Source organism: Paramicrobacterium humi (genome assembly GCF_900105715.1).
GTDB lineage: Bacteria > Actinomycetota > Actinomycetes > Actinomycetales > Microbacteriaceae > Paramicrobacterium > Paramicrobacterium humi.
Genome location: NZ_FNRY01000001.1, coordinates 2,498,569 through 2,512,344, shown reverse-complemented (window position 1 = coordinate 2,512,344; position 13,776 = coordinate 2,498,569). Strand labels below are relative to the sequence as shown.

The following is a 13,776-nucleotide window of genomic DNA, read 5'->3' as shown; positions in this document are numbered from 1 at the left end:
GCGGCTCACGCGCACGGCTCGTAGACGGGCGTCTCGCCGGTCGTGACGGAGATCGACCAGATCACGTCGGCTCCGCTCGCCGTCGTGAAGATGAGCCCGCCGCCCGTGTCGCTCTGCACGTAGTACATGCTGCGATTCGGCGCCTGCGTGTCGTCGAGCTCGCGAGCGTCGGGGTATGCGGCTTCGAGCTCCTTCACGCTCGAGCCGAGCCCGATGCCCGTGTCGGTGAGCGGTCCCGTGCCCGCGTGCTCGGCGGCCGTGTCGGCCATCACCGAGACGGTGATCTCCGAGACGGTCCCCTGCGGGTCCTGCCCGGTCGCGACGAGCCACATGTCGACGTCGCTGCCGCCCGTGTCGACGGAGGCGACGCCCGTGCAGGTCTCGGCGACGGTGACGTCGTGGGCGGTCAGTGCGTCGACGTAGCGCATTCCGATCTGGAAGGGTCCGATACCGTCCGGTGTCACGGTCCAGCCTTCGACGCCGTCAGCGGCGGTCTCGCTCGGCGTCGGCGACGGACTGGCGGGCGGAGTGTCGGATGCGCTCGGCGCGGGCGAGCGCGGCGGATCGGTCGCGTCGGCGCAGGCGGCGAGTCCGAGCGTGAGGACGCCGGCGACCAGGAGCGCCACCGCTGGATGCGAGCGCACGCGTGCCATCTCTCCCCCTCCGATGCCGTCGCCGCCATTGTAGGGGCTGCACGTGTGCTCCCGGCGGGAACCGTTACCGATTCGCGACGCGGCAGCGCCGCTAGGCTGTCGCCATGCCCCGTCACTCGACGCACGTCGCGCCCGGACTCGCGCACGGGCGCGTGCTCGCGGCGCTCGAAGACCTGCGAGACAGGCTCGAGCTGCCGGAGGCCTTCCCGGACGCGGCCGTGCGGGAGGCCGAAGCGGCAGCGGCATCCGACCCGCCCGTCGAGCACGACATGACGCACGTGCCGTTCGTCACGATCGATCCGAAGGGCTCGCGCGATCTCGACCAGGCGATGCACCTCACGGCGACCGCCGACGGGTTCACGGTGCTCTACGCGATCGCGGACGTGCCCGCCGTCGTGACGCCGGGATCGGCGCTGGATGCCGAGGCCCGGCGCCGCGTCGAGACGATCTATCTTCCGACGCGGCGCATTCCGCTGCACCCCCTCGTGCTCAGCGAGGGAGCGAGCTCGCTGCTTCCCGGCAAGCGGCGCCGCGCGTTCGTCTGGACACTGCACCTGAGCGCGGACGGCACGCTCTCCCGCACCGAGCTGCGACGCGCGGAGGTCTGCAGCCGGCGCGCGTGGAACTACGAGGACGCCCAGGCGAGCATCGACTCGAATGCGCCCGATCCCATGCTCGCGCTGCTGAAGCGGATCGGCGAGCTGCGGGCGGCCGTTGAGCATGAGCGCGGCGGGGCGAGCCTCAACGTTCCCGACGTCGAAGTGGACGACGAGGACGGCCGCTACGTGCTCGTGCGCCGGCGGCCGCTGCCCGTTGAGGACTGGAATGCGCAGATCTCACTGCTCACCGGGATGGCGGCGGCGCGGATCATGCTCGACGGCGGCGTCGGCATCCTGCGGACCATGCCGCCGCCGACGCGGGAGGCCGAAGCGGAGTTCCGCGCGCAGACTGTCGCGCTCGGCCAGCCGTGGCTGCGCGGAATGCACTACGGCGACTACTTGCGCACCGTCGATCCGGACGTGTCCGCCGGGCTCGCTATCCTGCACGCCGCGGCGTCCCTCTTCCGCGGCGCGGGATACACGGCGTTCGACGGAGCGGCCCCGGCGGAGACGATGCAGTCGGCGATCGCCGCACCGTACGCGCACGTGACCGCTCCCCTGCGACGGCTCGTGGACCGATTCGGCCTCGTCGTGTGCGAAGCCCTCGCGAACCAGCGAGAGGTCCCGTCGTGGGCGCGCGAGTCGCTCGGCGATCTGCCGGCCATCATGGCGACCTCGAAGTCCGCCGAGGCGACGCGACTGAGCACCGACATCATCGAGGCGGCGAGCGTCGCTCACCGGGTCGGCGACCTGTTCCCCGCCGAGGTGGTCTCCGCCGGCGACGGCCGCGGCCGCGTGCAGATCGCGGAGCCGCCGATCACGGCCTCGTGCACGGGGAGCCTCGAGGCCGGGTCTCGCGTCACCGTTCGTCTCGTGACGGCCGATGTCGAGAAGGGCGCGGTGCAGTTCGAGCTGGCCTAGTCCTCGTCGTCCTCGTCGTGCTCACGAGGCTTGACGTACGGATCTTCCTCGCCCGCATAGGCGGCGCCGGCCGCGAGGCCCGCGACGGCCGTGTCGCGCTCCTGCGCTTCACGGAGCAGGTCTTCGATGTGCTTCGCGTTCTCGGGAATCGCGTCGTGGATGAACTCGAGGCTCGGCGTGACGCGGGCGGTGATGTTCCGTCCGACTTCGCTGCGCAGCATCCCCTTCGCCGACTCGAGCGCCTTCGCCGTGTCGGCGCGCTCCTCGTCGGTCCCGTAGACCGTGTAGAAGATGCTCGCGTGCTGCAGGTCGCCCGTCATACGCACATCGGTGATGGTGACGAAGCCGAGCCTGGGATCGCGCAGTCCGCGATCCAGCCGCTTCGCGATGATCTCCCTGATGCGATCGGCCATGCGGCGCGCCCGGGGGTTCTCACCCATGCTGTTCTCCTTGTGTCGTGAGCCGAACGGCCCGGCGGGAGTGTCCCCACCGGGCCGCAGCAGCTCGTTGCATCTCGACTAGTCGCGCGGCTTCTCGACCAGCTCGGTCGTCTCGATCTCGTCACCGACCTGGATGTCGTTGTACTTGCCGAGGCCGATGCCGGCTTCGAAGTCCGTGCGGACCTCGGTGACATCGTCCTTGAACCGACGCAGCGACTCGATCGCGAGGCCGTCCGCGAGGACGACGCCGTCGCGGATGACGCGGGCCTTCGCATTTCGGGTGATGGTTCCCGAACGCACGATGACACCGGCGATGTTGCCGAACTTGGAGGAGCGGAACACCTCGCGGATCTCGGCGACACCCGACTGGACCTCTTCGTACTCCGGCTTGAGGAGTCCCTTGAGGCTCGACTCGACATCTTCCAGCGCACTGTAGATGACGGAGTAGAAGCGGATGTCGACGCCTTCGCGCGCGGCGCGCTCCCGCGCCTTCGCGTCGGGGCGCACGTTGAAGCCGATGATGATCGCGTCGTCGATCGTCGCAAGGTTGACATCCGACTCGGTGATCGCACCGACGCCGCGGTGGATGATGCGCAGCTGAACGCTCTCGTCGACCTCGATCTTGAGCAGCGACTCCTCGAGCGCCTCGACGGCACCGGAGACGTCACCCTTGATGATGAGGTTGAGCGACTCGACCTTGCCCTCTTCGAGAGCGCGGGTGAAGTCCTCGAGGCTGATGCGCTTGCGCGCCTTCGCCAGCTGGGCGTTGCGCTCGGCGGCCTCTCGCTTCTCGGCGATCTGGCGTGCCGTGCGGTCCTCTTCCGTGACGATGAACGTGTCACCGGCGCGCGGAACGCTCGAGAGACCCTGCACCTGGACCGGACGCGAGGGGCCGGCCTCGTTCACGGACTCGCCGTTCTCGTCGACCATGGCACGGACGCGCCCGTAGGCGGTTCCCGCCACGATCGCGTCGCCGACGTGCAGCGTTCCCGACTGGATGAGCACGGTCGCCACGGCGCCGCGGCCCTTGTCGAGCTTCGCCTCGATGGCGACGCCTCGAGCGTCCTTGTCGGGGTTCGCGCGCAGGTCGAGGCCTGCGTCGGCGGTGAGCAGCACGGCGTCGAGGAGGTCCTGGATGCCGATGTTGTTGCGTGCCGACACGTCGACGAACATGACGTCGCCGCCGTACTCTTCTGCGACGAGGCCGTACTCGGTCAGCTGCTGGCGCACCTTCTGCGGGTTCGCCTCCGGCTTGTCGATCTTGTTCACGGCCACGACGATCGGCACGTTCGCCGCCTGGGCGTGGTTCAGCGCCTCGACCGTCTGCGGCATGATGCCGTCGTCGGCCGCGACCACGAGGATCGCGATGTCGGTCACCTGAGCACCGCGGGCACGCATGGCCGTGAAGGCCTCGTGACCCGGGGTGTCGATGAAGGTGACGGCCCGCTCGGAGCCTTCGTGCTCAGTCGTCACCTGGTAGGCGCCGATGTGCTGCGTGATTCCGCCGGCCTCGCCTTCGACGACGTTCGCCTTGCGGATCGCGTCCAGGAGTCGCGTCTTACCGTGGTCGACGTGGCCCATGACCGTGACCACGGGAGGACGCGGAAGAAGCTCGGAGTCGTCTTCAGCCTCGAGCTCGCCCTCAAGGTCGATGTCGAAGCCTTCGAGCAGCTCGCGGTCCTCGTCCTCGGGCGAGACCATCTGGATCTTGTAGCCGAGCTCGGCGCCGAGAACCTCGAACGTCGCCTCGTCGAGAGACTCCGTCGCCGTGGCCATCTCACCGAGGTGGAACAGCACGGTCACGAGGTCGCCGGGACTCGCGTCGATCTTGTCGGCGAAGTCCGCGATCGAGGCGCCGCGGCGCAGGCGGACGACCGTCTCGCCGTCACCGCGCGGGACGTTGACGCCGCCGATCGACGGCGCCTGCCGCATTTCGAATTCCTGCCTCTTCGCCCGCTTCGACTTACGGGACTTGGCACGACCGCCGCCACGACCGAACGCGCCGGCCGTTCCGCCGCCGCGACCACGGCCGCCGCCGCCCGGACGGCCGCCGAAGCCGCCGCCGGGACGCTGGAAGCCACCGGCTCCGGGAGCGCCGCCGCCGCCAGGGCGCTGGAAGCCACCGGCTCCGCCGCCGCCACCGGGACGCTGGAAGCCACCGGCTCCCGGACGACCTGCGCCGCCCGGACGGCCACGGCCAGCACCACCTGGACGCGGAGCACCGGGACGCGGAGCTCCCGGACGCGGCGCCTGCGGACGCGGAGGACGCGGGATGTTGGCGGGAGTCGGGTGCTGTCCCATGCCCTGCGAGCTTGAGTACGGGTTGTTGCCCGGCCGAGGCGTGCCAGCCGGTCGCTGACCCATCCCCTGAGCGCTCGAGTACGGGTTGTTGCCCGGACGAGGTGCGCCGCCGGGACGCGCTTGCGACGGCTTCGGCGCCGTCTGTCCCGGCTTGGGCGCGCCGGAGACCGCGGCCTGAGCCGGGGACTCCGTCTTCGCCGCGGGCGCCGGTGCGTCCTGCGCGGGCTTCTCAGCGGGGGCGTCCGCCTTCTTCTGCGCGGGCTTCGGCGTCGCAGGCTTTGCCGGCGACTTCGCTGCTGGCTTGGCGCCGGCAGCCTCGTCGGCGCGCTTGGCGCCGTCAGCCTCGAGCGCCGCACGCAGCTTGCGCGCGACGGGAGGCTCAATGCTCGATGAAGGTCCCTTGACGAACTCGCCCAATTCCTTGAGCTTCGCGAGGGCGACCTTGCTGTCTACCGAGAACTCCGATGCGATCTCGTGTACGCGTGGTTTTGCAGCCACTTCTCTCCTGTCTGGGCTTGCCCAGACAGGGCAAGCCGTTAGTTAAGGACGGGTCTCATTTCGAGCCGCTCATTAGTTGTCCATTAGCCGTTCAGCCTGTTCTCTAGTGTTCGTGTGTCGAGTGCCATGGTCACGCGGAGTGCGCGCCCGAAGGCCTTGCGCTTCACCGCACGGTCGAAACACGCGACGGTCGGATGCAGCCACGCTCCTCGTCCCGGAAGCGAAGCGGTCTCATCGACCACGAGCTCGGATTCCCGGGCAACGACCCTCAGCAAAGAGGACCGCTCGGCGCGCATGCGGCATCCGATGCACGTTCTAACCGGATCCATCTTACACTCCCCGCGCTGTGATCCGTCCGGACGCGCTGACGAACCGGATCGGCTCAGTCTTCGTCGAGAATCGAATCGGGCTGGATGTCGATCTTCGCGCCCGTCAGCTTGGCGGCGAGCCGGGCGTTCTGGCCCTCCTTGCCGATCGCGAGCGACAGCTGATAGTCGGGCACGAGGACGCGAACAGCCTTCGTCTCGGGGTCGAGGATGAACGACGACGAGACGCGAGCGGGTGAGAGCGCGTTCGCGACGAACGTCGCAAGGTCGCTCGAGTAGTCGACGATGTCGATCTTCTCCTCGCCGAGCTCCTCGGTGACCGCTCGAACGCGACGACCGAGCTCGCCGATGCAGGCGCCCTTCGCGTTGATGCTCGGGTCCTTTGCGAGCACAGCGATCTTCGTGCGATGGCCGGCCTCGCGCGCGAGCGAGACGATCTCGACGAGACCGGATGCGATCTCGGGCACCTCGAGGGCGAAGAGCTTGCGGACGAGCGCGGGGTGCGTGCGCGAGACCGTGATCTGCGGGCCCTTGAGCCCCTTCGCGACGCTCGTCACATACACCCGGAGACGCGTGCCGTGCCGGTACTCCTCACCGGGGACCTGCTCCTCGGGAGGCAGGATCGCCTCGACGGTGCCGAGGTCGACGTGGATCATGCGGGGGTTGGGGCCCTGCTGGATGATGCCGGCGACGATGTCGCCCTCGCGTCCCTTGAACTCGCCGAGCACGGCGTCATCCGCAATGTCGCGGAGGCGCTGGTTGATCACTTGCTTCGCGGCGAACGCAGCGATGCGGCCGAAGTCCTCCGGCATCGCCTCGGATTCGCCAATGACGTTGCCGTCCTCGTCGCGTTCGGGGATGAGAACGGCGACATGCCCGGTCTTGCGGTCGAGTTCGACGCGACCCTCGGCGTCTTCATTGCCCTGCTGGGCCTCGTTCTTGAGATAGGCCGTCAGAATGGCCTGCTCGATGATGCGGACGAGTTCATCGAAGGGAATCTCCTTCTCTCGCTCCATCAACTTCAGCACGCTCAGATCGATGTCCACCAGAGAGCCTCCCTATTCAACTGTGACCGACGGCACAAGCCACGTCGATCGAACTCCAAGGCTACCCGACGCCGCCGGACTTCGGCACCAACGGGGCCGCCCCGCGGCGACGGGTCTCAGCGCGCCGTCGTGAGCGCCTCGACCGCCTTCTCGATGGCGACCTGCGTGCGCTCACCCGAACGGCGATCCCACAGCTCGACGAGACCGTCTTTCACCCCGCGACCGGCGATGACGATCGTCGGGATGCCGATGAGCTCCGCGTCGCCGAACTTGACGCCGGGAGAGACCTTCGGCCGGTCGTCGTAGAGCACGTCGAGTCCGGCCTGCTCGAGCCCCTCCGAGATCGTGGCCGCCGCGTCGAACGCGGCCGTGTCCTTTCCCGTCGCGACGACGTGCACGTCGAACGGGGCGACGGCCTTCGGCCAGACGAGTCCCTTGTCGTCGTTGTTGAGCTCAGCGATGAGCGCGAGCGCACGGGTGACGCCGATGCCGTAGGAGCCCATCGTGACGGTGACGAGCTTGCCGTTCTCGTCGAGAACCTGGAGCCCGAGCGCCTCTGCGTACTTGCGGCCGAGCTGGAAGACATGTCCGATCTCGGTTCCGCGGGAGAGCTCGACAGGGCCCGAGCCGTCCGGCGCGGGATCTCCCGCGCGCACTTCAGCTGCTTCGATCACGCCGTCCGCGGTGAAGTCACGACCGGCGACGAGGCTCAGCACGTGCTTCTCGTCCTCGTTGGCGCCGGTGACCCACGCGGTGCCGTCGACGATGCGCGGGTCGAGCAGGTAGCGCACGCCGCTCGCCGACTCCGCGCCGAGCACGGCTCCTTCGGCCGACCAGGGGCCGATGTATCCCTTCACGAGGGCGGGGTGCTTGGCGAAGTCCTCCTCGGTGGCCGCTTCGACCTCGCTCGGTGCGAATGCGACCTCGACGCGCTTCATGTCGATGTCGCGATCGCCGGGAACGCCGACGACGACGAGCTCGCGGGTTCCGTCGAGGTGCGTGAGGGCGAGAACGACGTTCTTGAGCGTGTCAGCCGCCGTCCAGACCCGTCCGTCGGGGTTCGGGTGCCGTGCGTTGAGCAGTTCGACGAGCGTCGCGATCGTCGGGGTGTCGGGCGAGTCGAAGACCGTTGCCTCTCCCTTGCCCTCGACCGACTCCGGCGCGGGGGCGAGCGTCGTGTACGCCTCGACGTTGGCGGCGTACCCGCCCGCGGAGTGCACGAAGGTGTCTTCGCCGACGGGCGTCGGGTGCAGGAACTCCTCGCTCTTCGAGCCGCCCATCGCGCCCGCGTCGGCCTTGACGATCACATAGTCGAGGCCAAGCCTGCTGAAGATGCGCTCGTACGCGTCACGCTGCTTCTGGTAGCTGGCGTCGAGGCCGGCATCCGTGTAGTCGAAGGAGTAGGCGTCCTTCATCGTGAACTCGCGTCCGCGCAGCAGTCCGGCGCGGGGGCGCGCCTCGTCGCGGTACTTGTCCTGGATCTGGTAGATCGTCAGCGGCAGGTCCTTGTACGACGTGCACAGGTCCTTGACGAGCAGCGTGAAGGCCTCTTCGTGCGTCGGCGCGAGGAGCATGTCGGCGCCCTTGCGGTCAGCGAGGCGGAAGAGGTTCTCGCCGTACTCCTCCCAGCGGCCGGTGAGCTCATATGGCTCCCGCGGCATGAGAGCGGGAAAGTGGACCTCGAGGGCCCCTGCGGCGGCCATCTCCTCGCGCACGATCTGCTCGACGCGGCTCTTCACGCGCAGGCCGAGCGGGAGCCACGCGAAAATTCCTGGCGCCTGTCGGCGGATGTAGCCGGCGCGGACGAGGAGCCGATGGCTCGCCACTTCCGCGTCGGAGGGGTCTTCACGGAGCGTGCGGAGGAAATAGTTCGATAGGCGCGTAACCACGCACCCATCGTACCCGTGCCATCACCACGGCTTGTCCGTGCCGCCGCTTCCGCCGCTGTCGCCGCGTCGCCCGGCGTCGCCGTTCTGCTTCTCGCGCTCGGCGTCCTTCCCGCGCTTCTCGAGCTCGTCGAAGGCATTGCCGTCGCCGCTGTCGCGGTCGTTTTGATCCCCGCTCTGGTCCTCGCCCGGAGGTGCACCGTCTTCGGTGCCGCCGTTCTGCTTGAGCTTGTCGAGCAGCCGCTGCTCCGCGGACTTCAGCTGTTTGTCGGCGTCGGTGTCCTGCGGTTCGAAGCAGCCTTCCTTCTTCCCGTCCTCGATCACGGCGAGCGCGGCCTGCCACAGCCGCACGGCTCCGTCGACACTGCCCGCCTTGGCGTAGCTGTCGCCCTGCTGCTCCCACGCGAGGGCGAGGTTGACGCGCACTTGGCAGCGCCGGTCGGCGGGCGCGAGCTGCAAGGCCGTCCAGAGCTCGTCGGTTGCGCGCGTGAACGAGCCGGCGGCCGCGAGCGCGGTTCCCTGGTCGAAGTGCGCGACCCATGGTTCGAAGGCGTTCCAGAAGTCCAGCCGGTCAAAGCTCTGAGCGGCGTTCTTCCACTGCCCGGACTCGTAGTCGCCCGCGCCCTGGGCGACGATGACGGGCAGGCTGAACAGCTTTCCCGCGAACACGAGCGCGACCAGGACAAGCGGGAGGGTCGCGAGCGCCAGGCGCATGCGGCGGCGAGCTGTGCGGCGTTCAGGCATCGCGAGCCCCCTTCGGCTCGCGCAGCTCTCGCAGTCCGACGAGCAGGCCGCCGAGCTCGACGAAGGCGAGCAGTCCGAACGGGATGGCGAGCAGCCAATACAGCTCCGCTGATGCGGAGGGCTCCGCCACGCTCGCCTGGTCGGCGTGCACGCTGATGCCGTCGAGCGCGGCGTCCGGCGAGGTGCCGGCGTCCCTGTGCAGGTACGAGACGCCGAGCTCGTCGGCGATGCGGCCGAGAGCGTCTTCGTCGATGTGGGAGATCGCGTCCCCGCCCGTGCTCGGGTCGGGAATGTACTCGTTCGGCTCGTCGGTGTCGTAGCCCAGGTACTCGCGCATGCGGCCGCCGTCTGCGGTTCCGTAGCCGAGCACCGCTCCCCCGTCGATGAACGCGGCGAGGCTCGAGAAGCTCTCGGGACTCTCGCTTGCGGTCTGCTCGCCGTCGCCGAGGTAGTACAGGATCGTCGTGTGGTCGTCCGGGTCGTCGGCGAGCAGCGTCGAGAGCTTGTCGACGGGCGCCGAGATGCTGCTGCCCGTCGAGTAGGCGGTGATCTCCTGGGTGAGCGCGGCGACGGACTGGTCGATCGCACCGGCATCCGTCGTGAGCGGCACCCGCTGCACGGTGGCGGCGTCGAACGTGACGAGAGAGAAGCGAGCCCCGGCGAGTCCCGCCACGAGCCTCGTGATGTCTTCGCGCACCCCGTTGAGGCGCGGGGCGTCGCCGTCCCAGTCCTCCGCGGCCATGCTGCTGGTCGTGTCGACGACGAAATACACGTCGACGTCACCGCCGACGGTGGACGGCGCGCCGTCGGGCCCGAGGGAGGGCCGAAGAGCCATGAGGCACGCGAGCGTCACCATGGCGAGCCGAGCGAACCAGTGCACGCGCGCCGCCCGTCCGTGAGCGAGAACGGCCTGCGCGATGGCGAAGCCGGCGAGCACGAGGTAGAGCGCGAGCAGGAGCATGCCGGGCATGATCGGGGCGAAGGTCATCGGCGCAGCCTCCACCCGAGCAGCATGAGCGCGATCGTCGAGAGCAGGGCGATCCACAGGTACGGCACGGGCTGGTCGGTGCGCACCATTTGCGGAGGCCCGGTCATCGCCGTCGCCTCTTCGCTCTGGATCGCGTGCACGATGCCGGGGATCGCGTCGGGATCGGCGAGCGCATAGTACGAGCCGCCCGTGCTCTCCACGGTCTCGCGCATCTCGGTCGCGAGTTCGGCGATGTAGTCCTTCGCCGCCGCGTCTCCCGGGTTGACGCCGAACACCGTGACGCCGTTCTCGCTCGCGTACCGTCCCGCTTCGGGCAGCGAGATGAGCTGCTTGCCGGCGACGAAGTTGTCAGTCGCGAAGATTATCGATCGCGAGCGCTCCTCGTCGAGATTGTCGAAGCGCATGACACAGGATGCCAGTCCGTCGCCGATCAGCGAGGAGCCGTCGCCCAGCAGGGTCCCGTCGGTGTACGCGTAGTCCGTGTCGGGATCCGCCATGTTCTCGCGCAGCTTCGACATCTGCTCGGTCACGTAGTCGTAGTCGGTCGTGAGCGGGAACACCGTGACAGCGGACGCGTTGAAGATCGTCAGTCCGATGCGCTCCCCTTCGAAGCTGTCGACGAGCGTCGCGAAGGTGTCGAGGATGGCGACGTCGTAGTCGGTCATCGAGCCGGAGGTGTCAAGACACAGCACGATGTCGCGATTGTGCAGTTCTGGCTCATGCGAGGTGACCGCGACGATGCGGGAGCTCAGCGCTATCGCCGACAGCAGCAGCACGCCGGCGACGGCGACGCCGGCGATGAGGAGGGCGCGCAGCCGGGATCTCGCCGTGGCGTAGCCGGGGAGCGCGGCGAGCCGTTCCGCGTGCGCGATGCGGGCCGCGGAGCGGGAGGCGCGACGCCGGCGGCTGCGCACGAGAACGATGACTACCGCGAACGCGGCGATCGCGGCGAGCCACGCGAGCGGCATCCAACCGTTTATCAGTTCCACGGGATCACCGCCTCACGCGCCAACGCGGCGGCTGTCTCGACGTCGCCGTCTCCTCCGGCGGCGAACTCCGCCGGGTAGTAGTGCGCGACAGTGTGCGGAGGAAGGGGGACGTCGGCCTCGCTGAGCTCGGCGAGGGTCATGACGCTGCCGGGGACGCCCGAGCGCTCCGCCGCGCACAGTCGCAGGATCGCGCTCAGCTTGAGGTGCGCCTCGCGCGCCGAGAGGTCTCCGGAGGCGTACGCTGCCTCGACCTCGTCGACGAGACCGAGGTAGCGCTGCGTCACCTGCTCGGTCGTGAGCACGGGCGGCGCGACGGTTCGGCGGCGGCGCGGACCGCTCAGCCAGAGGAAGAGGAACCACGCCACGACGAGCGCGATGATGGCGATCGCAAGCCAGGTCCAGCCGGGGCTGTAGCCGACCGGGTCGTAATAGCCGTTATCGCCTGGCATGGTTGTGCTTCTCGAGCAGTCGGAAGATCTGCGGGACCGCATCGTCCTCGCCCGTGATGCGAACGCCCGTCACGCCGAGGGCTTCGAGCTGGTCGCGCGTGCGCTCGGTCTGTTCCACGGTCGCCGTGCGGTACTCGGAGCGCAGCGTCGCGCTGCGGCGGATGAACTCGGGCAGCATGCGGCCGTCGTCTACGTCGATCATGTCCCGTTCGGCGAGTTCGCCGCTCATGAGGTCGGCGTCGGCGATGCTGAGCCAGAGAATCTCGTGCTGCGCGTGCAGGCGGCGCAGCAGCCGCTCGCGCTCGGGGGAGATGCGCTCGTCGTCGGAGAGGACGACGAGAATCATGCGACGACGAATGCGGCGCGTGACATATCCGAGCAGGCGGTCGAGGTCGCTGCGGCCGGAGTCCGCACGTGCGCGCCGGTCGATGTGGGCGAGCAGCTGCTCGAGCTGCGACTCGGTCCCGCCCGCGCGCACCGCATGCACGCCGTCGGCGTCCCCGCAGACGAGGCCGACGAGGTCACCGTGCCGGTGAGCGAGGTACCCGATGATGCCCGCGGCGAGCACCGCCGTGTCCCGCTTCGCACGTCCGTCGGCTCCGAGGGCGGCGAGGTTCCGCCCCGTGTCGACGACGAGCATCACGGTGTGCTTGCGCTGGGCGACGTAGAGCTTCGTGAAGGGAACCCCGTAGCGCGCCGTCGCCTTCCAGTCGATGTCCTTGACCTCGTCGCCGGGCACGTAGGGCCGGAGCTCGTCGAACTCGAGGCTCTTGCCGTGGAAGACCGAGGCGTATTCCCCGTCGAGCACTCCCCTGACGCGTCGATGCGCGCGAATCGCGAGCTTCGACTTCACCCGGTGGAGCAATTGCGTCATGCGCGCCTACGGAGCCTGGACGACGCCGAAGACGGCGTCGACGATGGTCTCGGGCGAGACGCCGTCGGCGTCCGCCTCGAAGTTCAGGATCAGCCGGTGCCTCAGCACCTGGTGACGGAACAGCTTGACGTCGTCGGGCACGACGTGGTCACGGCCGTAGAGAATCGCGAGCGCCCGCGCGACGGTGGCGAACGCGATGCTCGCGCGCGGGCTCGCGCCGTAGTCGACGTACCGGGCGAGGGATTGCGGCAGATACTGCTCGACGTGGCGCGTGACGTAGATCGCCTGCACGATGTAGTTGAGGATCGCGGGATCGAGGTACACGCGGCGCACGAGCTGCTGCAGGAACAGCACGTCATCGAGGCTGACGTGCGGATGCTGCACGCCGGCGTCATACACGCCCGCGTTGACGCGCTGCACGATCTCGGCCTCTTCGGCGATGCTCGGGTAGCCGAGAACCTCCTTGATGAGGAAGCGGTCGAGCTGCGCCTCCGGCAGGTGGTAGGTGCCCTCCTGCTCGATGGGGTTCTGCGTCGCCAGCACGAGGAACGGCGTGGGCAAGCCGTAGTTCTCGCCCCCGATGGAGGTCTGGCGCTCCTGCATGGCTTCGAGCATCGCGGACTGCGTCTTCGCACTCGCCCGGTTGATCTCGTCGAGCAGCACGAAGTTCGCGTGCACGGGCCCGAGCTGGGTCGTGAACGAGCCGCTGCGCGGATCGTAGATCTGCGTGCCGATGATGTCGGAGGGCAGCAGGTCCGGCGTGCACTGGATGCGGCGGAAGCTCGCCTGCACGGCTTCGGCGATGGCCTCGGCCGCCGTGGTCTTCGCGAGCCCGGGAACGCTCTCGAGAAGAACGTGTCCGCCCGAGATGAGCGCGACGAGCAGGCTCGTGCGCAGGCTCGCCTGCCCGACGACCTTGGCGCCGTAGGATCCCACGATCGTGGTGAGCACCTCGCGGGCCCTGTCCATCTCGTCGGGACTGATCGCGGCGGTCGACGGCTGGTTCACGAAGTTGTCCCCCAAGCGGTGTGGCGCGAGTTCGCGCGTCTCAGTGTAGTCGGG

Annotated in this window: 13 protein-coding genes; 1 reads left to right on the top strand and 12 read right to left on the bottom strand. The window is 68.9% G+C overall.

What is annotated here, in order from left to right:
- Nucleotides 1-5: 5 nt before the first annotated feature.
- Complete coding sequence (locus tag BLV49_RS12500) at nt 6-653, bottom strand: hypothetical protein (protein ID WP_091184921.1); 648 nt, start codon at nt 651-653, stop codon at nt 6-8.
- Nucleotides 654-757: 104 nt separating this feature from the next.
- Here BLV49_RS12500 and BLV49_RS12495 point away from each other — a divergent pair, with 104 nt between their 5' ends.
- A complete protein-coding gene (locus BLV49_RS12495) occupies nt 758-2,173 on the top strand; it encodes an RNB domain-containing ribonuclease (RefSeq protein ID WP_091184916.1) in 1,416 nt (471 codons plus the stop codon).
- On the opposite strand, the gene rbfA is transcribed toward BLV49_RS12495, so the two are convergent.
- From rbfA to BLV49_RS12440, 11 genes are all read right to left on the bottom strand, one after another.
- The gene (gene rbfA, locus BLV49_RS12490; protein WP_091184912.1) at nt 2,170-2,613 is read right to left on the bottom strand and encodes a 30S ribosome-binding factor RbfA; all 444 of its coding nucleotides are present in this window, start codon (nt 2,611-2,613) and stop codon (nt 2,170-2,172) included. The two genes, BLV49_RS12495 and rbfA, sit on opposite strands and share 4 nt — an antisense overlap.
- 78 nt (nt 2,614-2,691) lie before the next feature.
- On the bottom strand, nt 2,692-5,412 hold the full coding sequence (gene infB, locus BLV49_RS12485; protein ID WP_091184909.1) for a translation initiation factor IF-2: 2,721 nt from the start codon (nt 5,410-5,412) through the stop codon (nt 2,692-2,694).
- Nucleotides 5,413-5,495: 83 nt separating this feature from the next.
- The gene (locus tag BLV49_RS12480; RefSeq protein WP_091184907.1) at nt 5,496-5,741 is read right to left on the bottom strand and encodes a YlxR family protein; all 246 of its coding nucleotides are present in this window, start codon (nt 5,739-5,741) and stop codon (nt 5,496-5,498) included.
- A 53-nt stretch (nt 5,742-5,794) separates the two neighbouring features.
- Nucleotides 5,795-6,784 (bottom strand): transcription termination factor NusA, encoded by a 990-nt coding sequence (gene nusA / locus BLV49_RS12475; RefSeq protein ID WP_091184904.1) that lies wholly within the window; start codon nt 6,782-6,784, stop codon nt 5,795-5,797.
- Nucleotides 6,785-6,900: 116 nt separating this feature from the next.
- Nucleotides 6,901-8,673 (bottom strand): proline--tRNA ligase, encoded by a 1,773-nt coding sequence (locus BLV49_RS12470; protein ID WP_091184902.1) that lies wholly within the window; start codon nt 8,671-8,673, stop codon nt 6,901-6,903.
- Nucleotides 8,674-8,694: 21 nt separating this feature from the next.
- Nucleotides 8,695-9,414, bottom strand: coding sequence for a hypothetical protein (locus tag BLV49_RS12465; RefSeq protein WP_143034055.1), 720 nt, complete (start codon nt 9,412-9,414; stop codon nt 8,695-8,697).
- On the bottom strand, nt 9,407-10,402 hold the full coding sequence (locus BLV49_RS12460) for a vWA domain-containing protein (protein ID WP_091184897.1): 996 nt from the start codon (nt 10,400-10,402) through the stop codon (nt 9,407-9,409). The genes BLV49_RS12465 and BLV49_RS12460 overlap by 8 nt, the downstream gene beginning before the upstream one ends.
- The gene (locus BLV49_RS12455; RefSeq protein WP_143034054.1) at nt 10,399-11,391 is read right to left on the bottom strand and encodes a vWA domain-containing protein; all 993 of its coding nucleotides are present in this window, start codon (nt 11,389-11,391) and stop codon (nt 10,399-10,401) included. Before BLV49_RS12455 ends, BLV49_RS12460 begins: the two co-directional genes overlap by 4 nt.
- Nucleotides 11,382-11,840, bottom strand: a complete 459-nt coding sequence (locus BLV49_RS12450; RefSeq protein ID WP_091184892.1) for a hypothetical protein — start codon at nt 11,838-11,840, stop codon at nt 11,382-11,384. Before BLV49_RS12450 ends, BLV49_RS12455 begins: the two co-directional genes overlap by 10 nt.
- Nucleotides 11,827-12,714 (bottom strand): DUF58 domain-containing protein, encoded by an 888-nt coding sequence (locus BLV49_RS12445; RefSeq protein WP_091184889.1) that lies wholly within the window; start codon nt 12,712-12,714, stop codon nt 11,827-11,829. Before BLV49_RS12445 ends, BLV49_RS12450 begins: the two co-directional genes overlap by 14 nt.
- A 6-nt stretch (nt 12,715-12,720) precedes the next feature.
- Nucleotides 12,721-13,683, bottom strand: a complete 963-nt coding sequence (locus BLV49_RS12440; RefSeq protein WP_091187303.1) for an AAA family ATPase — start codon at nt 13,681-13,683, stop codon at nt 12,721-12,723.
- Nucleotides 13,684-13,776 lie beyond the last annotated feature (93 nt).

Excerpts from the sequence above, each read along its gene's own strand:
- BLV49_RS12500 (WP_091184921.1), bottom strand. The coding sequence starts at position 653 with ATGGCACGCGTGCGCTCGCATCCAGCGGTGGCGCTCCTGGTCGCCGGC.
- BLV49_RS12495 (WP_091184916.1), top strand. The coding sequence starts at position 758 with ATGCCCCGTCACTCGACGCACGTCGCGCCCGGACTCGCGCACGGGCGC.
- rbfA (WP_091184912.1), bottom strand. The coding sequence starts at position 2,613 with ATGGGTGAGAACCCCCGGGCGCGCCGCATGGCCGATCGCATCAGGGAG.
- BLV49_RS12480 (WP_091184907.1), bottom strand. The coding sequence starts at position 5,741 with ATGGATCCGGTTAGAACGTGCATCGGATGCCGCATGCGCGCCGAGCGG.
- BLV49_RS12465 (WP_143034055.1), bottom strand. The coding sequence starts at position 9,414 with ATGCCTGAACGCCGCACAGCTCGCCGCCGCATGCGCCTGGCGCTCGCG.
- BLV49_RS12460 (WP_091184897.1), bottom strand. The coding sequence starts at position 10,402 with ATGACCTTCGCCCCGATCATGCCCGGCATGCTCCTGCTCGCGCTCTAC.
- BLV49_RS12450 (WP_091184892.1), bottom strand. The coding sequence starts at position 11,840 with ATGCCAGGCGATAACGGCTATTACGACCCGGTCGGCTACAGCCCCGGC.
- BLV49_RS12445 (WP_091184889.1), bottom strand. The coding sequence starts at position 12,714 with ATGACGCAATTGCTCCACCGGGTGAAGTCGAAGCTCGCGATTCGCGCG.
- BLV49_RS12440 (WP_091187303.1), bottom strand. The coding sequence starts at position 13,683 with ATGGACAGGGCCCGCGAGGTGCTCACCACGATCGTGGGATCCTACGGC.